The sequence below is a fragment of the Gimesia chilikensis genome (assembly GCF_007744075.1).
In the GTDB taxonomy this organism is placed as follows: Bacteria; Planctomycetota; Planctomycetia; order Planctomycetales; family Planctomycetaceae; genus Gimesia; species Gimesia chilikensis_A.
Map to the genome: position 1 here is coordinate 8,206,925 of NZ_CP036266.1, position 15,801 is coordinate 8,222,725.

Below are 15,801 nucleotides of genomic sequence, written 5' to 3' on the forward strand. Positions count from 1 at the left end.
TGCTCTAATGCAGTCACTCTCATGATTTGAATTCAGCCCTTTTTTACAGGTCGATCAATATGAAGCTTCTATCTCAGTTCCTCTGCCCAACGGTCATGCTGCTCACAAGCTTTGTCCCGTTCTCTCCGGTGTGGGGTGATTCGGGCACCCAGGCGGCACGTCCGTCCGTAAAAACGGTTCGTCCCGAAATCCGCTCGCAGACGAAAACCGGGCAGGTTCGCGAACTGATTACGCCCGCCGCGATCACACATGAGATCGGCGTCGGCTACGTGGCCCGCCTCAAACTTCCGCATGAAGCTGACAGTAAATCGCGGTCCACCTGCATCCTGCTGGAAGATGGCCAACCGCTGCCGCATCCTCACGCGCTGCATAAGCTGATCCGCGAAACAGGGAAAGGGCACTATAGTCACTGGACGCCGACGACACTCTATTTTTCCGCCAGCGATTCTTCCGATCCCCGCACTAATGGACACAAGTATGAACTGGTCTGCCCGGAAACCTATACCGAACAGTCCGCGCAATTCGTGCTGACCGACGCCGACTCGCTGATCTCATTTCCCGACATCTCCGGCAAACGCGTGCAACCCGTCAAGCTGGTCTGGGAAAACCGGGATCCACAGCAACGCATCCAGCTGAACTGGAAACGCCAGGGGGCCCCCGATCTCTCCAGCCAGCAGGCCATGCTCACCAGCATTCTCAAACCGGGGATGACGGACGAAGAGAAATCGCTGGCGATCTGGAAATTCCTGGTCGACTGGCGGTATCACTTCTATCCGGCAGAACCGGGAGATGAAGTACACGACCCCGTGAAGTTTCTCAATGTTTACGGCTACGGCTTCTGTGATGACTGTGCCTCGAACTTCGCGGTTCTGGCCCGCAAAGCAGGTGTGCGAAGTCGAATATGGGGACTCTCAGGACACGTTGTTGCGGAAGCCTTCTATGACGGTAAGTGGCACATGTTCGATCCCGATCATGAGGTCTTTTATCGCAATGACCAGGGAGTGATCGCGAGCGTTGAGGAACTGGCACAGCACCCCGAACTGATTACAAAAACGCCCCTGGATCCGATCGGCAGTCCCTCGCAGGCAATCGCCGGCCTCTACACAACGACCGCCGACAATCGGCCCTCCGAGCGCAAACCGGCGATTCGGGATTCGAATCTGGCTCCCACTCTGGAACCCGGTGACCGCCTCGAGTTTGACTATACCACTGCACAAGACGTGCATCGACGCAACATGCCAGACGAAGGTTTCCCCCCCGTCGCCGGGAACGGCACTCTGAAACGCAGCATCACAAAGCTGGAGTCGTTGAAACAACCGCATCCCCACCAGCGGGACTGGCACTTCACCTGGCCCTATGTGCTGCTGAAGGGTGCACTGGAACTCAAGCTCGCACCAGGTCAGTCAGCTCCCACAATCTCCGTCTCCTCGAACGGGACTTCCTGGACACCTCTGGAGACGACCCTCAATGCGGAGAAACTCACGGCTTCCCTCGATGCCTGGATCAAGCAACAACCCACTGCCGTCTATGGATTCTATCTCCGTTGTGAAAACACGAACGGCGACGACCCTGCAGCGTCAGTCGCGCAGTTGAATTCCGAATTCCTGTTCCAGTTCGCACCCCGCGCACTGGCACACATGCAAAACAAGAACAATCACTTCGAGATGAAATTATCTCCTCCACTACCAGCCAGCAGTCAAGGCTTGGCTGTGCAGCTGGAGTGGAAAGTAGTTGAGTGAGTATTTTAATTAAGAACCACGAAAGGCACTGAATATACAAAATACTTCTATGTCGTCAGGACTGAATCTGTTGGAAGAAAGAGCTGCCCCTAAAACTGCAGGGTTTCAGGGCTCTCCCCCTTTTCGTGACTTTCGTGCTTTTCGTGGTAGTCAAATCAAACCCCTGTTTCGCGGTTCAATTCGTATAAGGTACCGTCCCGGTTTTCGGGTCCACCTGGTAACCGAATTTTTCAATGTACTGACTCCCCTGCAGAAACTCGTCCTTCTGGGCGGCCAGTTTTTTGTTGAGCAGCGCATCGAGTTTTGCCTGGATCGGGGCAGCTTCCGGATCGTTGCAGAGATTTTTCAGCTGATACGGGTCTGTCTCATTATCGTACAATAGCCAGGGTCCACTGAGATCGCGGACGTACGTGTAGCGGGTCGTTCTCAAGCCGCGGTATTCCTTTCCGCCCCGGCTCCGCTGCCATTCACCAAAGGGAGAAGGGCAGGTGATGACCGTCGCCCCGTCTGAAGGATTTTTCCCGCCTCGCAGGTAGCCGCTATAATCCAGCCCTTCCACGGTGTCGGGAATCGAAACTTGACAGAGTCCCAGCAGTGTGGGCATCAGGTCTTCGGAATTGATGGGGGAATCGACGGTGCGACCTTGCGCGTGCTCCGCGCCATTCAACCGGAACAGCATCGGTACCCGCAGCGATTCGTCCCACGGTTTCTGCTTGCGGATCTGCCCGTGCGAACGCAGCATGTCGCCGTGGTCAGAGGTGAAGACGACGATCGTGTTTTCATCGATGCCGGTCTCTTTGAGTGTCGCTAATAAATCGCTGACACAATCATCCAGTGCCGAACAATGAGCAAAGTAGCCGGCGAGTTCTTTTTGCGCAGTTGCCCGCTGATCTTTGGGCACATTGGGACGCACTTTGATCTTCTCCGGCTCATACATGCTCTGATATTCGGGCGGCGCGGTGTGATACGGGTTATGTGGAGAGCCGTACGACATCACCAGCAGAAACGGTTGCCCCTTCTGGGACTGGTCCCGAATGAACTGCCGGGCCACGCGCGTCTGGGCAAACGCGTCGTAACCTTCCCAGGTCTGTCGCTGAGGAGAATCGCCGTAGTAAAACGAACGGTTGTAATTGTGCGTGCATTCCAGGGCCCGCCAGAACTCAAAGCCCTGTCGACGTTCCGGCGGCGTAAACGCTGAGCGCCCCCGACCATCCAGATGCCATTTCCCGATGAAACCGGTCTCATAACCGGCGTTATCCAGCACTTCAGCAATCGTCACCGCCTTCGCGGGCAGTTGCACATCGTTCAGAAACACGCCGTGCGTCAACGGACGCTGGCCGGTCATCAACGAGCCCCGGAAGGGACAGCAGACCGGACAGCCGGAAACCGCGTTCTGAAAATTTACACTCTGTCGGGCCAACGCATCAATATTCGGCGTCTTCACCTGTTCGTTACCCGCGTAACCCAGGGACTGTGCCCGCCACTGATCGGTCAGAATAAACAAAATGTTCGGCTGCTTAGTTTCAGCCTGAACCCGACCGGGGATCATCACAAAACAGAGTAACAGAAAAACGGAAATACGAGCCAGCATGGTGAGCGTCCTTAGCAATATTGTCGTGTTCGAATTCCCGACACGACCGGTCTTATGGTATAGGAATGGAAGTCTTCAATTATCTGTCAGAGCCGACGCTGATTGCAACGCAAATGATGCGAATGGCACTGGAAAAGAACCAGTGAAGAATATTAAACGTTGTTAAGAGCTGCTTTTCCAGTTGGCTTTCCGCGCCTCTTCCTGTTCTCTAAATCAGTCTCTCGTTATTCTTATATCATCAGGCGCCGGGTGGAGTTGCGGTGCTGCAATACTGATCAGACAAGCTGCAGGATACAAACATGAGCGAATTACCGAATTGCCCGGAATGTGATGGGGAATATACCTACGAAGACAGAGGCCTGCTGGTTTGTCCGTCATGCGGTCACGAATGGAATCCGGAGAGTGCAACCGAAACTCCCACCGGCCCCGTCGTGCGGGACGCCAACGGCAACATCCTGCAAAATGGCGATTCCGTCACCGTCATCAAAGACCTTAAAGTGAAGGGCTCTTCGTCGGTCGTCAAGGTGGGAACGAAGGTCAAGAACATCCGCCTGGTCGAAGGGGATCATGACATCGACTGCAAAATTCCAGGGATTGGTTCAATGGGACTGAAATCCGAATTCGTGAAGAAAGCCTGACCCGCATCGCGAGGTTCACTATGAGCGTTGCAGACTTACAATACCTCCTCGGAATGATTGGCACAGTTGCCTTTGCGGTGACGGGTGTGCTGGCAGTCTCGCCGCGCGGTGTCGATTTCTTCGGTGCCTGTGTGCTGGGGCTGATCACTGCGATCGGCGGCGGCACCATTCGTGATGTGATCCTGGGGGTACCGGTCTTCTGGGCCGCGGATCTGAATTACATCTGGGTTGCGCTGGGGGCCAGCTTTCTGGCGTTTCTCATGAACCGGCACATGACGCGCAGAGAGATCTTCAAAACCATGCTTTATCTCGACGCACTGGGGGTCTCGATGTTTGCGATCCAGGCAGCGCAAAAAGTCATCTGGATCGACTTCGGTATGCCGGTCGCGCCGGTCCTGCTGGGTGTGTTGACGGCAATCGGTGGCGGCCTGCTGCGTGACGTTCTCGCGGGACAGCCCACGCTGTTAATGCGGCGGGAGATCTATGCCATCCCGGTCACCCTGGGTTGCATCCTGTTTGTCGCGCTGGTCACCTGGCTGCCCCAACATGCTGTCCTGATTGGCGTCGGCTGCTCTGCTTTGATCATGAGTCTGCGGAGCGCCGTGATCCACTGGGACCTGCACGTCCCACTCTGGCTGACCATTCAATCGAAAGAGAATGCCATGCATTCGAAGCAGGATTCTGACAGCCCGCCTGCCAATTAATCACAGCTCGAGTTCGATCTGAAGTTTCCGGTTGTCCAGCCAGAGTTGCTCGATCCAGGTCAGGCTCTCCATGACTGTGATGCGCGGGTTGCCCATCGCGGCCTGCCAGTGTTCCGGGTCGGGTAGCATGAGAAAATAGTTGTTGATCGTATTCAACATCATCATGTCGGCGACCGTTGCCAGCTGATCGCGGTCGAGCGTAAATTCCTCGCGATAGCCCTCTACCAGCTTGGCCAGCACATGGCCGGCCAGCTCTGGCGTCGCGCCAGGCACGCGGAGGCTGGGATAATAATAGTAAATGAACAGCAGGACGGCTAAATCCATCGTCCGCCAGCCGTAACAGCCCAGATCGAAATCGATGATCTGTACGTCCTCGTTCTCGACCAGAAAATTTCCCGCATGCAGATCCCGGTGCACCAGTCCATAGTGTCCTGCAGGGGTAGAACGGCTCCGCCAGTCATCGTAATACCCGCGCATCGCTTCGACGACCTCGGGGTGAAAATAGTCGGGCAGCGGATCCGGAAACTGTCCGAGCCTGATTTCATGCCACGAGAGACGATCGTGATCGGTCGGGAGCTGTAATTCATCCGAAGCCCGATGGATGCGACCAATCTCCCGTCCTAGTTTCAGAAAGAGTTCCTCATTCCACTGGGCGTCGGTCGCCGGGTCGAGTTGTCGCCCCCCGAAACGCTCAAAACAACAGACATGCATCGTACCTGCGTCGACTTCAATCGATTCCAGCAGTTCACCGCCACGCGAAGGGATCGGCGTCGTAACCGTGCATCCATGAGAGATCAGATGCTCCAGCCAGAGCAGTTCGCCCAGCACTTCGCCTCGCTCACGGAGATTGCCGTCACTGATCCGGATAATGACCGGTGCACCATTAACGAACTCGGTGGCAAAGACGTGGTTCACACCATCGCGGACTAATTCTGTCTTCTCAGGCACCAGTCCCCAGTGATCAATACACTGAGTCAGCGCGTTATAATAAGGCAACGAATCGTCTACCAGCAAATGATTGGGATCCACGAACGGCTCCTGAAATAAACCCCGGAAAGTTTCCAAACGCAGCACGACTATACGGGCCTGCCTCGGGTTCTGGAAGAGTGGATCAGAAATTCAACGGTCCATCTGCTTCGTCCACAGCCATTTCCCATCCGGATGTTGCTCGTCGACGGGATGATTCAGCGTCATCGTTCGGCCGTCCTCCAGGAAATCAATCTGCCAGGAGTATTGCTCCTCCTCAAAATGACGCTGCAGACTGTTCCACGATAACCGGATGCTGGAAAGGCTGAGCGAACGCGGCAGTTCAAACAGTTCCCAGGCAACAACTTTTAACTTCCCCTCTTCAATGTGCCAGCGTCCGGCGTACTGACTATTCGACGTGGAGATGGTCCGATCTGCATGGAAACTGCGCGTCATCGTGGAAGTGCCATCGCTCCATTCTCCCACCAGCTGTTGCTCCTCGGCTGTCAGGGGACGAGGTTCCTCACCGGTAAAACAATACGCGCACACCCCCAGTAAGAGACCTGCCAGACAAACCAGCAGGGCGCGTCTGCGCTTCGGTTGGAGCGATTCCGTTTTCATAAAATTCTTTTGCCTTGCGTGCGCAGTCATTCTGTCTGCCTTCCTGGCTCGGGACTGCTCCTCCGATATGATGCAGCTAATTCTACATCCCAGGGGCGTTGCCGATATTCGTAGACGTTTTCTTTTATGGCCGTTCCTTTGGAATCGAAACTGCGAACGCACACAACTCTCAGATCTGAAGCACGACTGATGAGAAAACAACCCACCAGCTTTGACTTTGAAAGAGGAGCGCTTTTCACTTGTGCCAGACCAGATTGAAGAAACGAATTCAGCGGAGGAGACTCCAGATCAATATCAAGTCTGTCTGGCAGCTGGTACGTCTCATAAGGATTGTCAGATTCGGGAAACCGTTGAGGATGATAGAAGCCTCCATTACGTCGTGTACGATGTGCAATCTGAATGAGAGTCCCGTCTGCTCCATAAGCTGCGTAAAGTAAATCAGAGGAAGCGTATAAATAAACGAGATACGTTGCGACCGTCTTCACTTCACTCACAGATAATTGAGAGATGACAGGCGTCTCACCTGTTGACGCTGATATCGTAAATTCAGGCCAGTTGCCTGGTGAAGGTTTCGGAAAGAATCGATCATGAAGAACCAGCCTCTGATTGAGGAATCGTTCACTGTCGGGAAGAGAAATCGGGATCGCTTTATATTCATTCCAGTCGATCAGTCTTCCCCCACTGAATAAGAATTTCCGTTCGAAACAGAGATTATCGGTCAGCCGATTATTGGAATCATAGATATTAAAAACTCTGAACCGGTGGGGCTGCTCTTTTGTATTTAACTCAGATGTATTCTGGTGATCCACATTGATTAGCGAATAGTCTTTGAAGTTAAGCGTAAGCGCTCCATACCGGGCTTGAGGGGCAGAAAATAATTCCAACAGGAATAAACAGACAACCGTGATAGAACTAATGGCCAGCACCGCAATTGCCAGCGGGACAAACTGACGTTCGAATAAATTCTTCATCAGCAATATACCCTGGAAAGCTTAGATGCCTCTTAAATGTCCTGACGCAATTCGCCCGCATGAGCACTGTCAGACAGCTCAGCGGGACACTCCAGCATTTCCGTTGGAATGCATGCCTTCTCATCACAAGAGCTCGGCAGTATCCCGCACTTAGGCTCCAGCTCGTGTTTTTAACTTCTAATCAAAATCGCCAGCACTACCAGTGCCAGCAGAAACAGAACGACATTAATCCCGAGCGTTGCAATAAAGAAATCGTTAGAAATGCGATTTCGATATAAGCGCACAATCAAGATCGTATTATCAATCATCACTGCAGGCATACTCAAAAGTGTTACCCAAAGACAAATCAAAGTCAGCCCCCAACCGCCACTGCCAAAAGGTTCCACACTGCTCATGACATAAGGAACCAGCAGTACGAAGAAGCACACTGTAGTAATCCACAAAGTAATCCGCCAGATTGACCACTTGACGTGCAGCATGCGACTTCCCGTTTTAAATGCCAGATTACTCAGTCAACAGCTTTTGAATTTCTGGTAAATCCAAACGTTTCGCGATATCGAGGGGCGTTTCATTGTTCTTATCGACAACAGATGTATCTGAACCGTGTTTAAGAAGAACTTCTACCGCATTGATATTCTCGGCTTCAACAGCCGTGTGCAGAGGAGTTTGGCCTCTTTCATTTTGAGTCTCTATATTTGCCCCATGCTCAATCAGTTCATTGATTAATCGAGCGTTTCCATTAGATGCAAAATGATTCAAAACAGAATTTTCGTAATACTTTGACTTTGAGTTAATATCGGCTCCTGATGCAAGTAAAAAGTCAAAGCACTCGACATCTCTGGTCCGTGCAAGACTGGAGTTGCCAACTACCCACATCAGCGGCGTTTTTCCGGTTTCATCATCGGGGCGATTCGGGTCAACACCTTTATTCAGGATGAATTGCAACAGGCGCTGATTAGATTGCATCGCTGCTGCATGTATGGGATAGATTCCACGACAGGGCTGATCTACCAGACCTTGATTGATCAGTCTCTCTGCATTCGAAACGTCATCGAACCTGATGGATTCATATAATGCGCAAGGACTCTGTCTTGCTTTCACGATCCGCAGGGACAGAAACAGTACCGGAAGCGAAAGCATAATCAGCAGAGCCAGAATTCTTAAGTGCTTCAACCAACGTGGGTGATTCATAGATCTTTTCTCTTGACCTCATTTTGTTATGAGTCACTGCCCGCCATCAATTTGTCTTAAAAATGATGCTATTCCTTAATTTAAACCGAACGAGGCAGGTCGGCCAGTACTTTTTTGCATTCACTCCCTTTAATTCCGTAGCACCGACGGAATGAACAAGATTCGGCTTGTTCACCAACACTTCATCTGTCATCTTGTACGAACAATGCATCAGCAATTCGTGAACGTTCATAGAAAGTAACCGCGATGAACGATGACAGCGAGTTTTCTCATCCAAAGCTCTCGTTTTGCGAAGGTGCCAGTCAGACCGCAGTCCACTTTAAGGAGCAGCTGTCGACTTTCGAACCGGGGAGCGACGCGCGGAAAGAGTTTCTCAAAACGCATTGCGACAGCCAGAACCATGTCTTACAGATCACGTCGATTCAGGAAATCGGCAAAAGCGGGGATCCCGAGTGGCTCAATTTTCTGCAGGCACGGTTGCACGCAGAAACGGGGCCTTTTGAATGGACTCTGCTCCTGTGTGCCATCGGTGAGTTGGGAGGATTCCGGTCTTGGGAAGATTACGCTCCCTATCTTGAATCAGAGGATGAGCATGTGCGTACGATGGCGTTGTTCATCCCTCTCTACCTGCCCCGTGAAGAGGCGCTCGCGATTCTCGTCGACAAGCTGAATCACGACCCCAGCCTCGGTGTGCGCCAGACCGCTGCGAGAAGACTGGTGGATCTGGACTCTGATGCAGGCCTCCCGCTGCTGCTGGAAGAATTTCATCAGGAGGAACAGCAGTATTCTGAAAAAACAAGGCTCGCCTTTCTACTGACCGTATTACGTCATCCGGAAGGTCTCCAGTTTCTGCAGCAGCAGATCGGCATGCATCCCAGTTTATCCCGACAGGATCGTACGCTGCTTTTTTCTGCCGTCTGTGATGTGTTTTTACATGAGGGACTGGAGCTGCCCCCCTGCGAGCGGCCGGCGGACTTACCGCTGGAGATAATCTTTCAGCGGGCTACCGACTGGCTGGAAGCACAGCTTGGCGCGATTGCTGAGGAATAAACGGTTGAAGGTCATCTCCAAGATTCATTTCGTTGTTGCAATCTGCCTGTTGAGTCTCGCTTTCGTTTTTTTAACTCAGCCGGGACAACATCAGACGCCAATGAGTTCTTTCGTCGACTTCCCCTTCTGGTTCCTGGGCAGTTTTCTGATTCAACCTGCCTTTTGTTGGGCGCTGGTTCAGCAATACGATTTTGACTTTTTCGCTATCCTGGTACTTGTCATCAACGCTGCATTTTTTACGAACGTTTACTACACAGTCTGGAGATCTCAGAAACCTCCGAAGTCCGTGATCATTCAGAATTATCTCATCGGACTCGTCATCAATTTTGGTAATTTCGTACTGGCCCTGATGAGTTCCGTTTAATCTTCATTCAGAAGCGGCGAAAATTCTCTCAATACCGCAAGAATGATCAAGCAGGCTTTTTCTTCATCGGTTAAGATCGCGGCCCACCTGTTGAATCGAGAATAGAGGATCGTTGATGGCTCCTGTTCAGAAAGCATTATGGTATGTGGAAAGTCATTCCCGCGACGTGCTCAGCCTGGAAGCGGTGGCACGCGCCAGTTGTGTCTCCCCTTATCATCTGACCCGTTCGTTCGCGGAAGTCTTCGGCATTTCTTTAATGCGTTACACACGCCAGCGTCGCCTTTCCGAAGCGGCGAAGCAGCTGGCGGCAGGAGCACCTGACATTCTTTCTATCGCCTTTGATTACGGGTACGGATCGCACGAGGCATTCTCGCGTGCGTTTAAAAAAGAATTTGGAGTGACTCCCGAACGGGTGCGCACTCTGGCCGACCTGTCTCTATTACAGCTAAAGGAACCGATTGTCATGGACTCTACCCAACTGCCCCGGCTGAACCCGCCGCGTGAAGAAACACTGCCCGCACTTGCGTTTGCAGGGTTGGTCGAACGCTACGACTGCCAGTCATCAGCGGGAATCCCCAACCAGTGGCAGCGCACCTCACCCCTGCTGGGAAGTATTTCCCCACTGGTCAGTCAGGACGCCTATGGGATTTGCTTCAACTTTGATGAAACCGACGGCAAGTTTGACTACATGGCCGGCGTGCCCGTCGAGCAGGGGACCACGCTACCCCCGGGCCTGGTGCGCTTCGATCTGCCAACGCATAAGTATGCCGTCTTCCAACACGGCGGACATATCTCGGAGATACGTTCGGTCATCGCAGCGATCTGGGCCGATGCCCTCTCTCAAGCGAATCAGGAACCCGTCAGCGGACCGGTTCTCGAAAAGTACGGTCCCGAATTCGACCCGCAAACAGGCCGGGGAGGTTTTGAAATCTGGATTCCCGTTAAGTAGTACCTGAAGGACATGATGCCAAAGCGCTGGTCGCCGATCACGCAACGGATTCTGTTTATCCTGCGCGGTCATCCTTGTCCCCTGTCGCGTCGCCTTTCAAACAAAAGTGGTCAGCGTCTGTTTATGAAACGCTGACCACTTTTTAATTTCGTCGTTCCTGCCTCACCAGAGATCAGGTATCCTGTTTAATGTCATAACAGAACAGCAGATCCTGATCGCGGAGATAGAGTCGGCCGTTAGAGATGACGGGCCGGGCCCAGACTTTGCCGAGGATGCTCTGTTTTTCCGTGCGTTCCGGAATCGTAAAGCGGCCCGTTTCTTTGAATCCTTTCGGGGTAGCTTCAATGCAGACCAGTACGCCGTCGTCCTGCGTAAAACAGTAGAGGTGACCAGCCGCAGCCATCACGGCACCCGCGGGAGCGGCGCGACCTTCCATCCAGACGCTCTCGCCGGTTTCCAGATCCTGACAGACCCAGCGACCGCGGGAAGTGGTTTTACCAGTCCAGCCGTAAATCTTCCCGTCGATCAGCACGACGCCGCCGTGGTGATTGCTCATAGTCTTGTTTTTGTAGAGCACCTTGGCTGTGAACTGATCGCCGTCTTTCTTGACTTCGACGAGTCCGCAACCGGCGTCGTAATCGCAGGTCGTGTAGACCCGGTTCCCGGTCACGATGGGCGTGGGAATCACGGCGACTTCATTCACGGGAACTTCGGCGGTCCAGAGCAGTTTGCCATCGGAGGCGCGAACACTCGCCAGCTGTTTGGCGGTCAGCACGACGTATTGTTTCACCCCGCCAAAGTCCGCGATCACGGTCGAGGAATAACTACAGGGGTCGGTCAGTTCTTTGGACTGCCAGACCAGTTTGCCGGTCGCCGCTTCGAGGGCAACGACCGCGCCCTGCTCACCGCCGGGTGTGCAGATGACATGGTTGCCGTCCACCAGGGGAGACTCACAATAGCCCCAGGTATTCTCCGGTTTGCCCCGCGCACCACTGAGCATGCTGCCGTAGGTTTCACGGAGATTCGCTTTCCAGAGCAGTTTGCCGGTTTTCTGATCCAGGGCGAACAGGTCGCCGTTGGCGCCGAGTCCAAACAGACGGCCGTCGGCGATAGAGGGCGTACTCCGCGGACCGTGGCCCCATTTGGTCAGCATGATGCCTTCCTTGTAGTGGGCGACTTCCTGCTTCCAGAGCTGCTTGCCGCTGGGATCCAGTGCCAGCACAAATTCAGTGTAGTCGCCGTTCTCCTGTTTGTCGGCACCCAGCATGTAGGCAATGTTATCGACCACTGCAGGAGCGGAGTAACCGATGCCGCAGTCCTTGAAGGACCACACGGGCTTGAAGTCTTCGGGGAAAGTGGAGCGGAGTCCGGTCTCGGCGGAAATGGAGTCGCGGTTCGGTCCCTGCCACTGCGGCCAGTCGGCGGCGCGCGTGGAGGCGGAGATGAGTAACAAGGTGGTCGTCAATAACGTGGCTGTCCACAAAGGACGTTTCAAACGTAGCATGATCTATTCGTTTCCTGGTCTTTCGCTGGTGGTATTGAGTCGCTTCTCAAGAGGAACGCTTAGCGTCAATTCTATGTAGACGGCAGCAGGGTTTACAGGCCCTGATTCATGAATTTTTGAGGCAACCTTTCGCATTGCCGAATGAAACTGATTCCGGCCCCGGCACCTTTAGAATAAATGTCCCAAAAGATCGATGGTCTGTGTTTCATTCCAGTCGATCTCTCCGCTGATCCGCTTGACCAGCATGCAGTCTGTGACCTGTCGCTCAATCAACCCGGTGCTCTGGCCATCGTCAATGCCCAGCCAGATACAATTGTTTTTTGTATGTCTGTAGCCCAGCTTCTGGTAGAAATCATGCTCATCAGCAAACAGCAGGCAAAAGTGAATGTCGTGCGTTTTTGCGGTTTGCTCAACGGTTTTCATGAGTGCCGTGGCCACGCCCTGTCGCCGCTCCTTTTCTCTGACGCAGAGATCAACCACACCGAAGATTGTCGCACACTGATCGCCGACCCGAATTGCCCGATGTTCCAGCCCCAGTTGTCCGACCAGGGTTCCATCCACATAAGCCAGCAGCCGCTGTTGAGACATTTGTTTAAAGAAGTGCCGCTCTTCAAAGTAACCGGGAAAACAATCCTTGAGCAGAGCCAGAATTTGAGCCCGCTGCGCCGCGCTCAATTCATATTCGTTCATCTGGACGATCTCGAGTTCTGTCATGCCTCTGAGCTTCTTTCACGTAGCTGAGATCTGCAAGCATCTACTTTAACAAGGCAGATATTGTAGTCGCCTCAGCTGAATCGAACCATTGCTGTTTGGGCGGCTGCCTGCGAAGACTCTCGACATGGAGCCGGATTCCTATTTTTATGAACAATCCATTTTTTCACAAGAAATCCGCATACAACACCTTTTTTCTGTAAGTCGCCCCCCGCAGCGGGTACTAATACCAGTGGAAAGGGGTGTTCTCGTGCATGACCAATCACAGGAATCGCTGTTTACGGACTGGCTCGACGCGCATGGTGCGTCGGTCTGGAAAGTGGCACGCGCCTACACCCTGACCACGGAAGAGACTCAGGATCTGGCGCAGGAGATTCTGTTGCAGGCCTGGAAGTCACTGCCGCAGTTCGAACAGAAGTCGAGCCCGGCTACCTGGTTCTATCGCGTGGCATTACACACGGCGATGAACTGGCGCAGAAAGGAAGCACCGTGGCGGGTCCGACAGAAACCGTTGCTGGAAGTGCAGATGCTGACAGCCGCAGAGGCCGACAGCGCCGCCACCGCACAGCAGCGTGATCTGGTCGAACAGCTTTACAAGGCGATTCACCAGTTGCCGAAAACCGATGCGGCGCTGGTGCTGCTTTACCTGGAAGAGTTGAGTTATCGCGAGATGGCCGACGTCTTGGGAATTTCTGAAAACTACGTTGGCGTGAAACTGAATCGAGCCAGGCAGGCATTGAACGAACTGATGAAAGGGGAAAGCGATGGCTCCTGATGAATTCCAGCAAGCCTGGCAGGCACACTCCGCGCAGACGCGGGTGATCATTGATGCGGACCTGCTCCGTGAGGAAGTGCAGCGCGATCAGCGCCAATTTAACACGATGATTTCCTATCGCGATTTCGGTGAAGTCGGGGTCGCGGTCATCATGATTCCTGTCTGGTTCGTGATGGGCTACCTGCTGAATCTCCCCTGGACATGGTATCTGAGTGTGCCGGTGTTTCTGTGGATCGCCGGGTTCATGCTGCTCTATCGCAAACGTCATCAGCCAGAGCCCGATGAATCAGAAGGACCACTGCTGCAACAATATGTGGAGCGTTCCCTGGCTGAAGTGGAACAACAGATCTGGCTGCTCAAGAATATCCTCTGGTGGTACCTGCTGCCGCCCACGCTCTCCATCACGGCTTTCTTCGCACAGGTCTCCTGGCAGTCGCGGGACTCAGGCTGGCTGTACGCCCTCATTTTCTTCGTCCTGCTGGAAGGCTTTGTCCTGGCCCTGTATGGCGGGATTTATGTTTTGAATAAACGCGTCGTGCGTGAACAGCTCATCCCGCGGCGGGAAGAATTACAGAAACTGCGCGCCAGCCTTGAGCAGGAAACGACCGATGAAGGCGTGAACTCACAGATCGCACTGCCGAACCTTCCCTTTCCGGGGAAGATTCCGCCGGCTCCGTGTGCCTCGCCGGTTCAGTTGATTGTTGGCCTGGTGCTGTTCATCGCCCTCATGCTGCTTGTGTTCTTCTTTATCTACCAGGCGAAGAACGGGGACTCTGGCAACGGTCATGATTATCCGAAGCGTTCCCCCTTCGCGGCGGTTCGCTGGGAGGACTCGCAACCGGAGGTCAAAGTGGATGACCAATGGTTCAAACTGATCTCACTCAACCGCATTCCTGCAAAAGAGATCGTTGACTTCAGCAAAGAGACTTACGGCGAGAAATGGCAGAAACGCTTTGAGGAAGACCTCGTGGAGCTAATGGCCCGCATGGGACATCCACCAGAAAAGACCGTGACGCTGGAAGTGCAGTCGTTAACTTCGTCTGAGAAACAGACCCTGAAAGAAGTCCGCATGACCTATGCCAACCGCGCCGCCATCCGGTCAGCAGCCCAGGCACGCGAACGGGACGCTGCTGGTGAGTGAAACTCAACAGACACCAGTTCAATAAACCTACTGTTGCTTCCTTATTATTGTGATAAAACCGTAAATTAACCGATTTCCTCTTCTAACAGCAGTGCAACAAAGCTTCGATAGGATTCTGGATGATCAAGGTGTTTACGAATTTCCCCTGAAGTCAGGCCTTGCTGTTCCAGCCACGACTCAAAATGAGCCAGAAGCAGATTCAAACCTTCCTCTCGTGTGATCAGTCCGCGTGCTACTTTGAGATGGATCTGTTGACTCTCGATTAATTGCGAAAGAAATCGCAATGCCTCTTCGACAGAGACCTGCTCTGAACGATTTAGAAACTGCAGTCTGCTACGGACTCGATCCAGATGCTGATTGCTTTGCTCGTTCATTCGACCAGTAGTACAGGTATTAGGTAATTGCAAAATTCGCCAAGAACTCGAACAGGTATTGGGGGCTTGTCCGTTTTCTCGCCTGGTATTATAATATTCGAACATTCGAATATCCATAACCAATTTGAACTGAATCACTCATGATGGAAACGGAAACTGCGGCGGAGACACTGAAGGCGTTTTCGCATCCCACCCGGCTCTCGATTCTGCAGGAACTGCTGGCCGGCCCCAAGTGCGTTACCGACATGGAAGAGTTATTACCTGTGCGACAGGCGAACCTTTCACAGCATCTGTGCGTGTTGCGAAATGCGAAGCTCGTGGACTTCGCCCAGGAAGGTGCTCTGCGGTGCTACTACCTTTCGCGCCCCAGGCTGGTGGGAGACATGCTGAAATTACTCGGCCGTGAAGAACCCGTTATCAAACGCTCGCCTGCCCAGTTGAAGGCGGATAAACAACGCCGGGAACGAGCCCGGCAGAGGCTGAAAATCCCTTTTGTTTAATGATCAACTTCA

At 53.2% G+C, this 15,801-nt stretch carries 18 protein-coding genes; 9 read left to right on the forward strand and 9 right to left on the reverse strand.

Annotated elements, in window-relative coordinates:
• The first annotated feature begins 59 nt into the window (after positions 1 to 59).
• A complete protein-coding gene (locus tag HG66A1_RS31360) occupies positions 60 to 1,739 on the forward strand; it encodes a transglutaminase-like domain-containing protein (protein ID WP_145193466.1) in 1,680 nt (559 codons plus the stop codon).
• A 175-nt stretch (positions 1,740 to 1,914) separates the two neighbouring features.
• On the opposite strand, the gene HG66A1_RS31365 is transcribed toward HG66A1_RS31360, so the two are convergent.
• Positions 1,915 to 3,330, reverse strand: coding sequence for a sulfatase (locus HG66A1_RS31365; RefSeq protein ID WP_145193468.1), 1,416 nt, complete (start codon positions 3,328 to 3,330; stop codon positions 1,915 to 1,917).
• A 299-nt stretch (positions 3,331 to 3,629) separates the two neighbouring features.
• On the opposite strand from HG66A1_RS31365, the gene HG66A1_RS31370 reads away from it, so the two are divergent.
• Both HG66A1_RS31370 and HG66A1_RS31375 read left to right on the forward strand, forming a co-directional pair.
• Positions 3,630 to 3,968, forward strand: coding sequence for a zinc ribbon domain-containing protein YjdM (locus tag HG66A1_RS31370; protein WP_145193470.1), 339 nt, complete (start codon positions 3,630 to 3,632; stop codon positions 3,966 to 3,968).
• A 20-nt stretch (positions 3,969 to 3,988) separates the two neighbouring features.
• Positions 3,989 to 4,672, forward strand: coding sequence for a trimeric intracellular cation channel family protein (locus HG66A1_RS31375; protein WP_145193472.1), 684 nt, complete (start codon positions 3,989 to 3,991; stop codon positions 4,670 to 4,672).
• Here the strand turns inward: HG66A1_RS31375 and HG66A1_RS31380 are convergent, their stop codons facing one another.
• From HG66A1_RS31380 to HG66A1_RS31400, 5 genes are all read right to left on the reverse strand, one after another.
• Positions 4,673 to 5,701, reverse strand: coding sequence for a phosphotransferase enzyme family protein (locus HG66A1_RS31380; protein ID WP_197996903.1), 1,029 nt, complete (start codon positions 5,699 to 5,701; stop codon positions 4,673 to 4,675). It abuts the gene before it with no gap.
• A gap of 90 nt (positions 5,702 to 5,791) precedes the next feature.
• A complete protein-coding gene (locus HG66A1_RS31385; protein ID WP_145193475.1) occupies positions 5,792 to 6,259 on the reverse strand; it encodes a hypothetical protein in 468 nt (155 codons plus the stop codon).
• A 26-nt stretch (positions 6,260 to 6,285) separates the two neighbouring features.
• Positions 6,286 to 7,230 (reverse strand): hypothetical protein, encoded by a 945-nt coding sequence (locus HG66A1_RS31390; RefSeq protein WP_145193478.1) that lies wholly within the window; start codon positions 7,228 to 7,230, stop codon positions 6,286 to 6,288.
• 170 nt (positions 7,231 to 7,400) lie between these two features.
• Complete coding sequence (locus tag HG66A1_RS31395) at positions 7,401 to 7,709, reverse strand: hypothetical protein (protein WP_145193481.1); 309 nt, start codon at positions 7,707 to 7,709, stop codon at positions 7,401 to 7,403.
• A gap of 25 nt (positions 7,710 to 7,734) precedes the next feature.
• Positions 7,735 to 8,421 carry an ankyrin repeat domain-containing protein gene (locus HG66A1_RS31400; RefSeq protein ID WP_145193483.1) on the reverse strand — a complete coding sequence of 229 codons (687 nt, stop codon included), beginning with the start codon at positions 8,419 to 8,421 and terminating at the stop codon, positions 7,735 to 7,737.
• Between the two features lie 246 nt (positions 8,422 to 8,667).
• Between HG66A1_RS31400 and HG66A1_RS31405 the strand changes: the two genes are divergently transcribed.
• The 3 genes from HG66A1_RS31405 to HG66A1_RS31415 all read left to right on the forward strand — a co-directional run bounded on the left by HG66A1_RS31405 (position 8,668) and on the right by HG66A1_RS31415 (position 10,784).
• On the forward strand, positions 8,668 to 9,471 hold the full coding sequence (locus HG66A1_RS31405) for a HEAT repeat domain-containing protein (RefSeq protein WP_145193485.1): 804 nt from the start codon (positions 8,668 to 8,670) through the stop codon (positions 9,469 to 9,471).
• Positions 9,472 to 9,571: 100 nt separating this feature from the next.
• Positions 9,572 to 9,835, forward strand: coding sequence for a hypothetical protein (locus HG66A1_RS31410; RefSeq protein ID WP_145193487.1), 264 nt, complete (start codon positions 9,572 to 9,574; stop codon positions 9,833 to 9,835).
• A gap of 115 nt (positions 9,836 to 9,950) precedes the next feature.
• Positions 9,951 to 10,784, forward strand: coding sequence for an AraC family transcriptional regulator (locus HG66A1_RS31415; RefSeq protein ID WP_145193489.1), 834 nt, complete (start codon positions 9,951 to 9,953; stop codon positions 10,782 to 10,784).
• 172 nt (positions 10,785 to 10,956) lie between these two features.
• Here the strand turns inward: HG66A1_RS31415 and HG66A1_RS31420 are convergent, their stop codons facing one another.
• Positions 10,957 to 12,288, reverse strand: a complete 1,332-nt coding sequence (locus HG66A1_RS31420) for a PQQ-binding-like beta-propeller repeat protein (RefSeq protein ID WP_145193491.1) — start codon at positions 12,286 to 12,288, stop codon at positions 10,957 to 10,959.
• Between the two features lie 168 nt (positions 12,289 to 12,456).
• Positions 12,457 to 13,002: a GNAT family N-acetyltransferase gene (locus HG66A1_RS31425; RefSeq protein ID WP_145193493.1), complete on the reverse strand. Its 546-nt coding sequence runs from the start codon at positions 13,000 to 13,002 to the stop codon at positions 12,457 to 12,459.
• A 247-nt stretch (positions 13,003 to 13,249) separates the two neighbouring features.
• Here HG66A1_RS31425 and HG66A1_RS31430 point away from each other — a divergent pair, with 247 nt between their 5' ends.
• Complete coding sequence (locus tag HG66A1_RS31430) at positions 13,250 to 13,774, forward strand: RNA polymerase sigma factor (RefSeq protein ID WP_145193496.1); 525 nt, start codon at positions 13,250 to 13,252, stop codon at positions 13,772 to 13,774.
• Positions 13,764 to 14,915, forward strand: a complete 1,152-nt coding sequence (locus HG66A1_RS31435) for a hypothetical protein (protein ID WP_145193498.1) — start codon at positions 13,764 to 13,766, stop codon at positions 14,913 to 14,915. The genes HG66A1_RS31430 and HG66A1_RS31435 overlap by 11 nt, the downstream gene beginning before the upstream one ends.
• Positions 14,916 to 14,980: 65 nt before the next feature.
• On the opposite strand, the gene HG66A1_RS31440 is transcribed toward HG66A1_RS31435, so the two are convergent.
• Positions 14,981 to 15,394, reverse strand: a complete 414-nt coding sequence (locus tag HG66A1_RS31440; RefSeq protein WP_145193500.1) for a hypothetical protein — start codon at positions 15,392 to 15,394, stop codon at positions 14,981 to 14,983.
• A 35-nt stretch (positions 15,395 to 15,429) separates the two neighbouring features.
• On the opposite strand from HG66A1_RS31440, the gene HG66A1_RS31445 reads away from it, so the two are divergent.
• A complete protein-coding gene (locus HG66A1_RS31445) occupies positions 15,430 to 15,789 on the forward strand; it encodes an ArsR/SmtB family transcription factor (protein WP_197996904.1) in 360 nt (119 codons plus the stop codon).
• Positions 15,790 to 15,801: the final 12 nt, after the last annotated feature.

Excerpts from the sequence above, each read along its gene's own strand:
- HG66A1_RS31405 (WP_145193485.1), top strand. The coding sequence starts at position 8,668 with ATGAACGATGACAGCGAGTTTTCTCATCCAAAGCTCTCGTTTTGCGAA.
- HG66A1_RS31385 (WP_145193475.1), bottom strand. The coding sequence starts at position 6,259 with ATGAAAACGGAATCGCTCCAACCGAAGCGCAGACGCGCCCTGCTGGTT.
- HG66A1_RS31360 (WP_145193466.1), top strand. The coding sequence starts at position 60 with ATGAAGCTTCTATCTCAGTTCCTCTGCCCAACGGTCATGCTGCTCACA.
- HG66A1_RS31425 (WP_145193493.1), bottom strand. The coding sequence starts at position 13,002 with ATGACAGAACTCGAGATCGTCCAGATGAACGAATATGAATTGAGCGCG.
- HG66A1_RS31375 (WP_145193472.1), top strand. The coding sequence starts at position 3,989 with ATGAGCGTTGCAGACTTACAATACCTCCTCGGAATGATTGGCACAGTT.
- HG66A1_RS31440 (WP_145193500.1), bottom strand. The coding sequence starts at position 15,394 with ATGTTCGAATATTATAATACCAGGCGAGAAAACGGACAAGCCCCCAAT.
- HG66A1_RS31435 (WP_145193498.1), top strand. The coding sequence starts at position 13,764 with ATGGCTCCTGATGAATTCCAGCAAGCCTGGCAGGCACACTCCGCGCAG.
- HG66A1_RS31395 (WP_145193481.1), bottom strand. The coding sequence starts at position 7,709 with ATGCTGCACGTCAAGTGGTCAATCTGGCGGATTACTTTGTGGATTACT.
- HG66A1_RS31365 (WP_145193468.1), bottom strand. The coding sequence starts at position 3,330 with ATGCTGGCTCGTATTTCCGTTTTTCTGTTACTCTGTTTTGTGATGATC.
- HG66A1_RS31410 (WP_145193487.1), top strand. The coding sequence starts at position 9,572 with ATGAGTTCTTTCGTCGACTTCCCCTTCTGGTTCCTGGGCAGTTTTCTG.
- HG66A1_RS31415 (WP_145193489.1), top strand. The coding sequence starts at position 9,951 with ATGGCTCCTGTTCAGAAAGCATTATGGTATGTGGAAAGTCATTCCCGC.
- HG66A1_RS31400 (WP_145193483.1), bottom strand. The coding sequence starts at position 8,421 with ATGAATCACCCACGTTGGTTGAAGCACTTAAGAATTCTGGCTCTGCTG.
- HG66A1_RS31370 (WP_145193470.1), top strand. The coding sequence starts at position 3,630 with ATGAGCGAATTACCGAATTGCCCGGAATGTGATGGGGAATATACCTAC.
- HG66A1_RS31420 (WP_145193491.1), bottom strand. The coding sequence starts at position 12,288 with ATGCTACGTTTGAAACGTCCTTTGTGGACAGCCACGTTATTGACGACC.
- HG66A1_RS31390 (WP_145193478.1), bottom strand. The coding sequence starts at position 7,230 with ATGAAGAATTTATTCGAACGTCAGTTTGTCCCGCTGGCAATTGCGGTG.
- HG66A1_RS31445 (WP_197996904.1), top strand. The coding sequence starts at position 15,430 with ATGATGGAAACGGAAACTGCGGCGGAGACACTGAAGGCGTTTTCGCAT.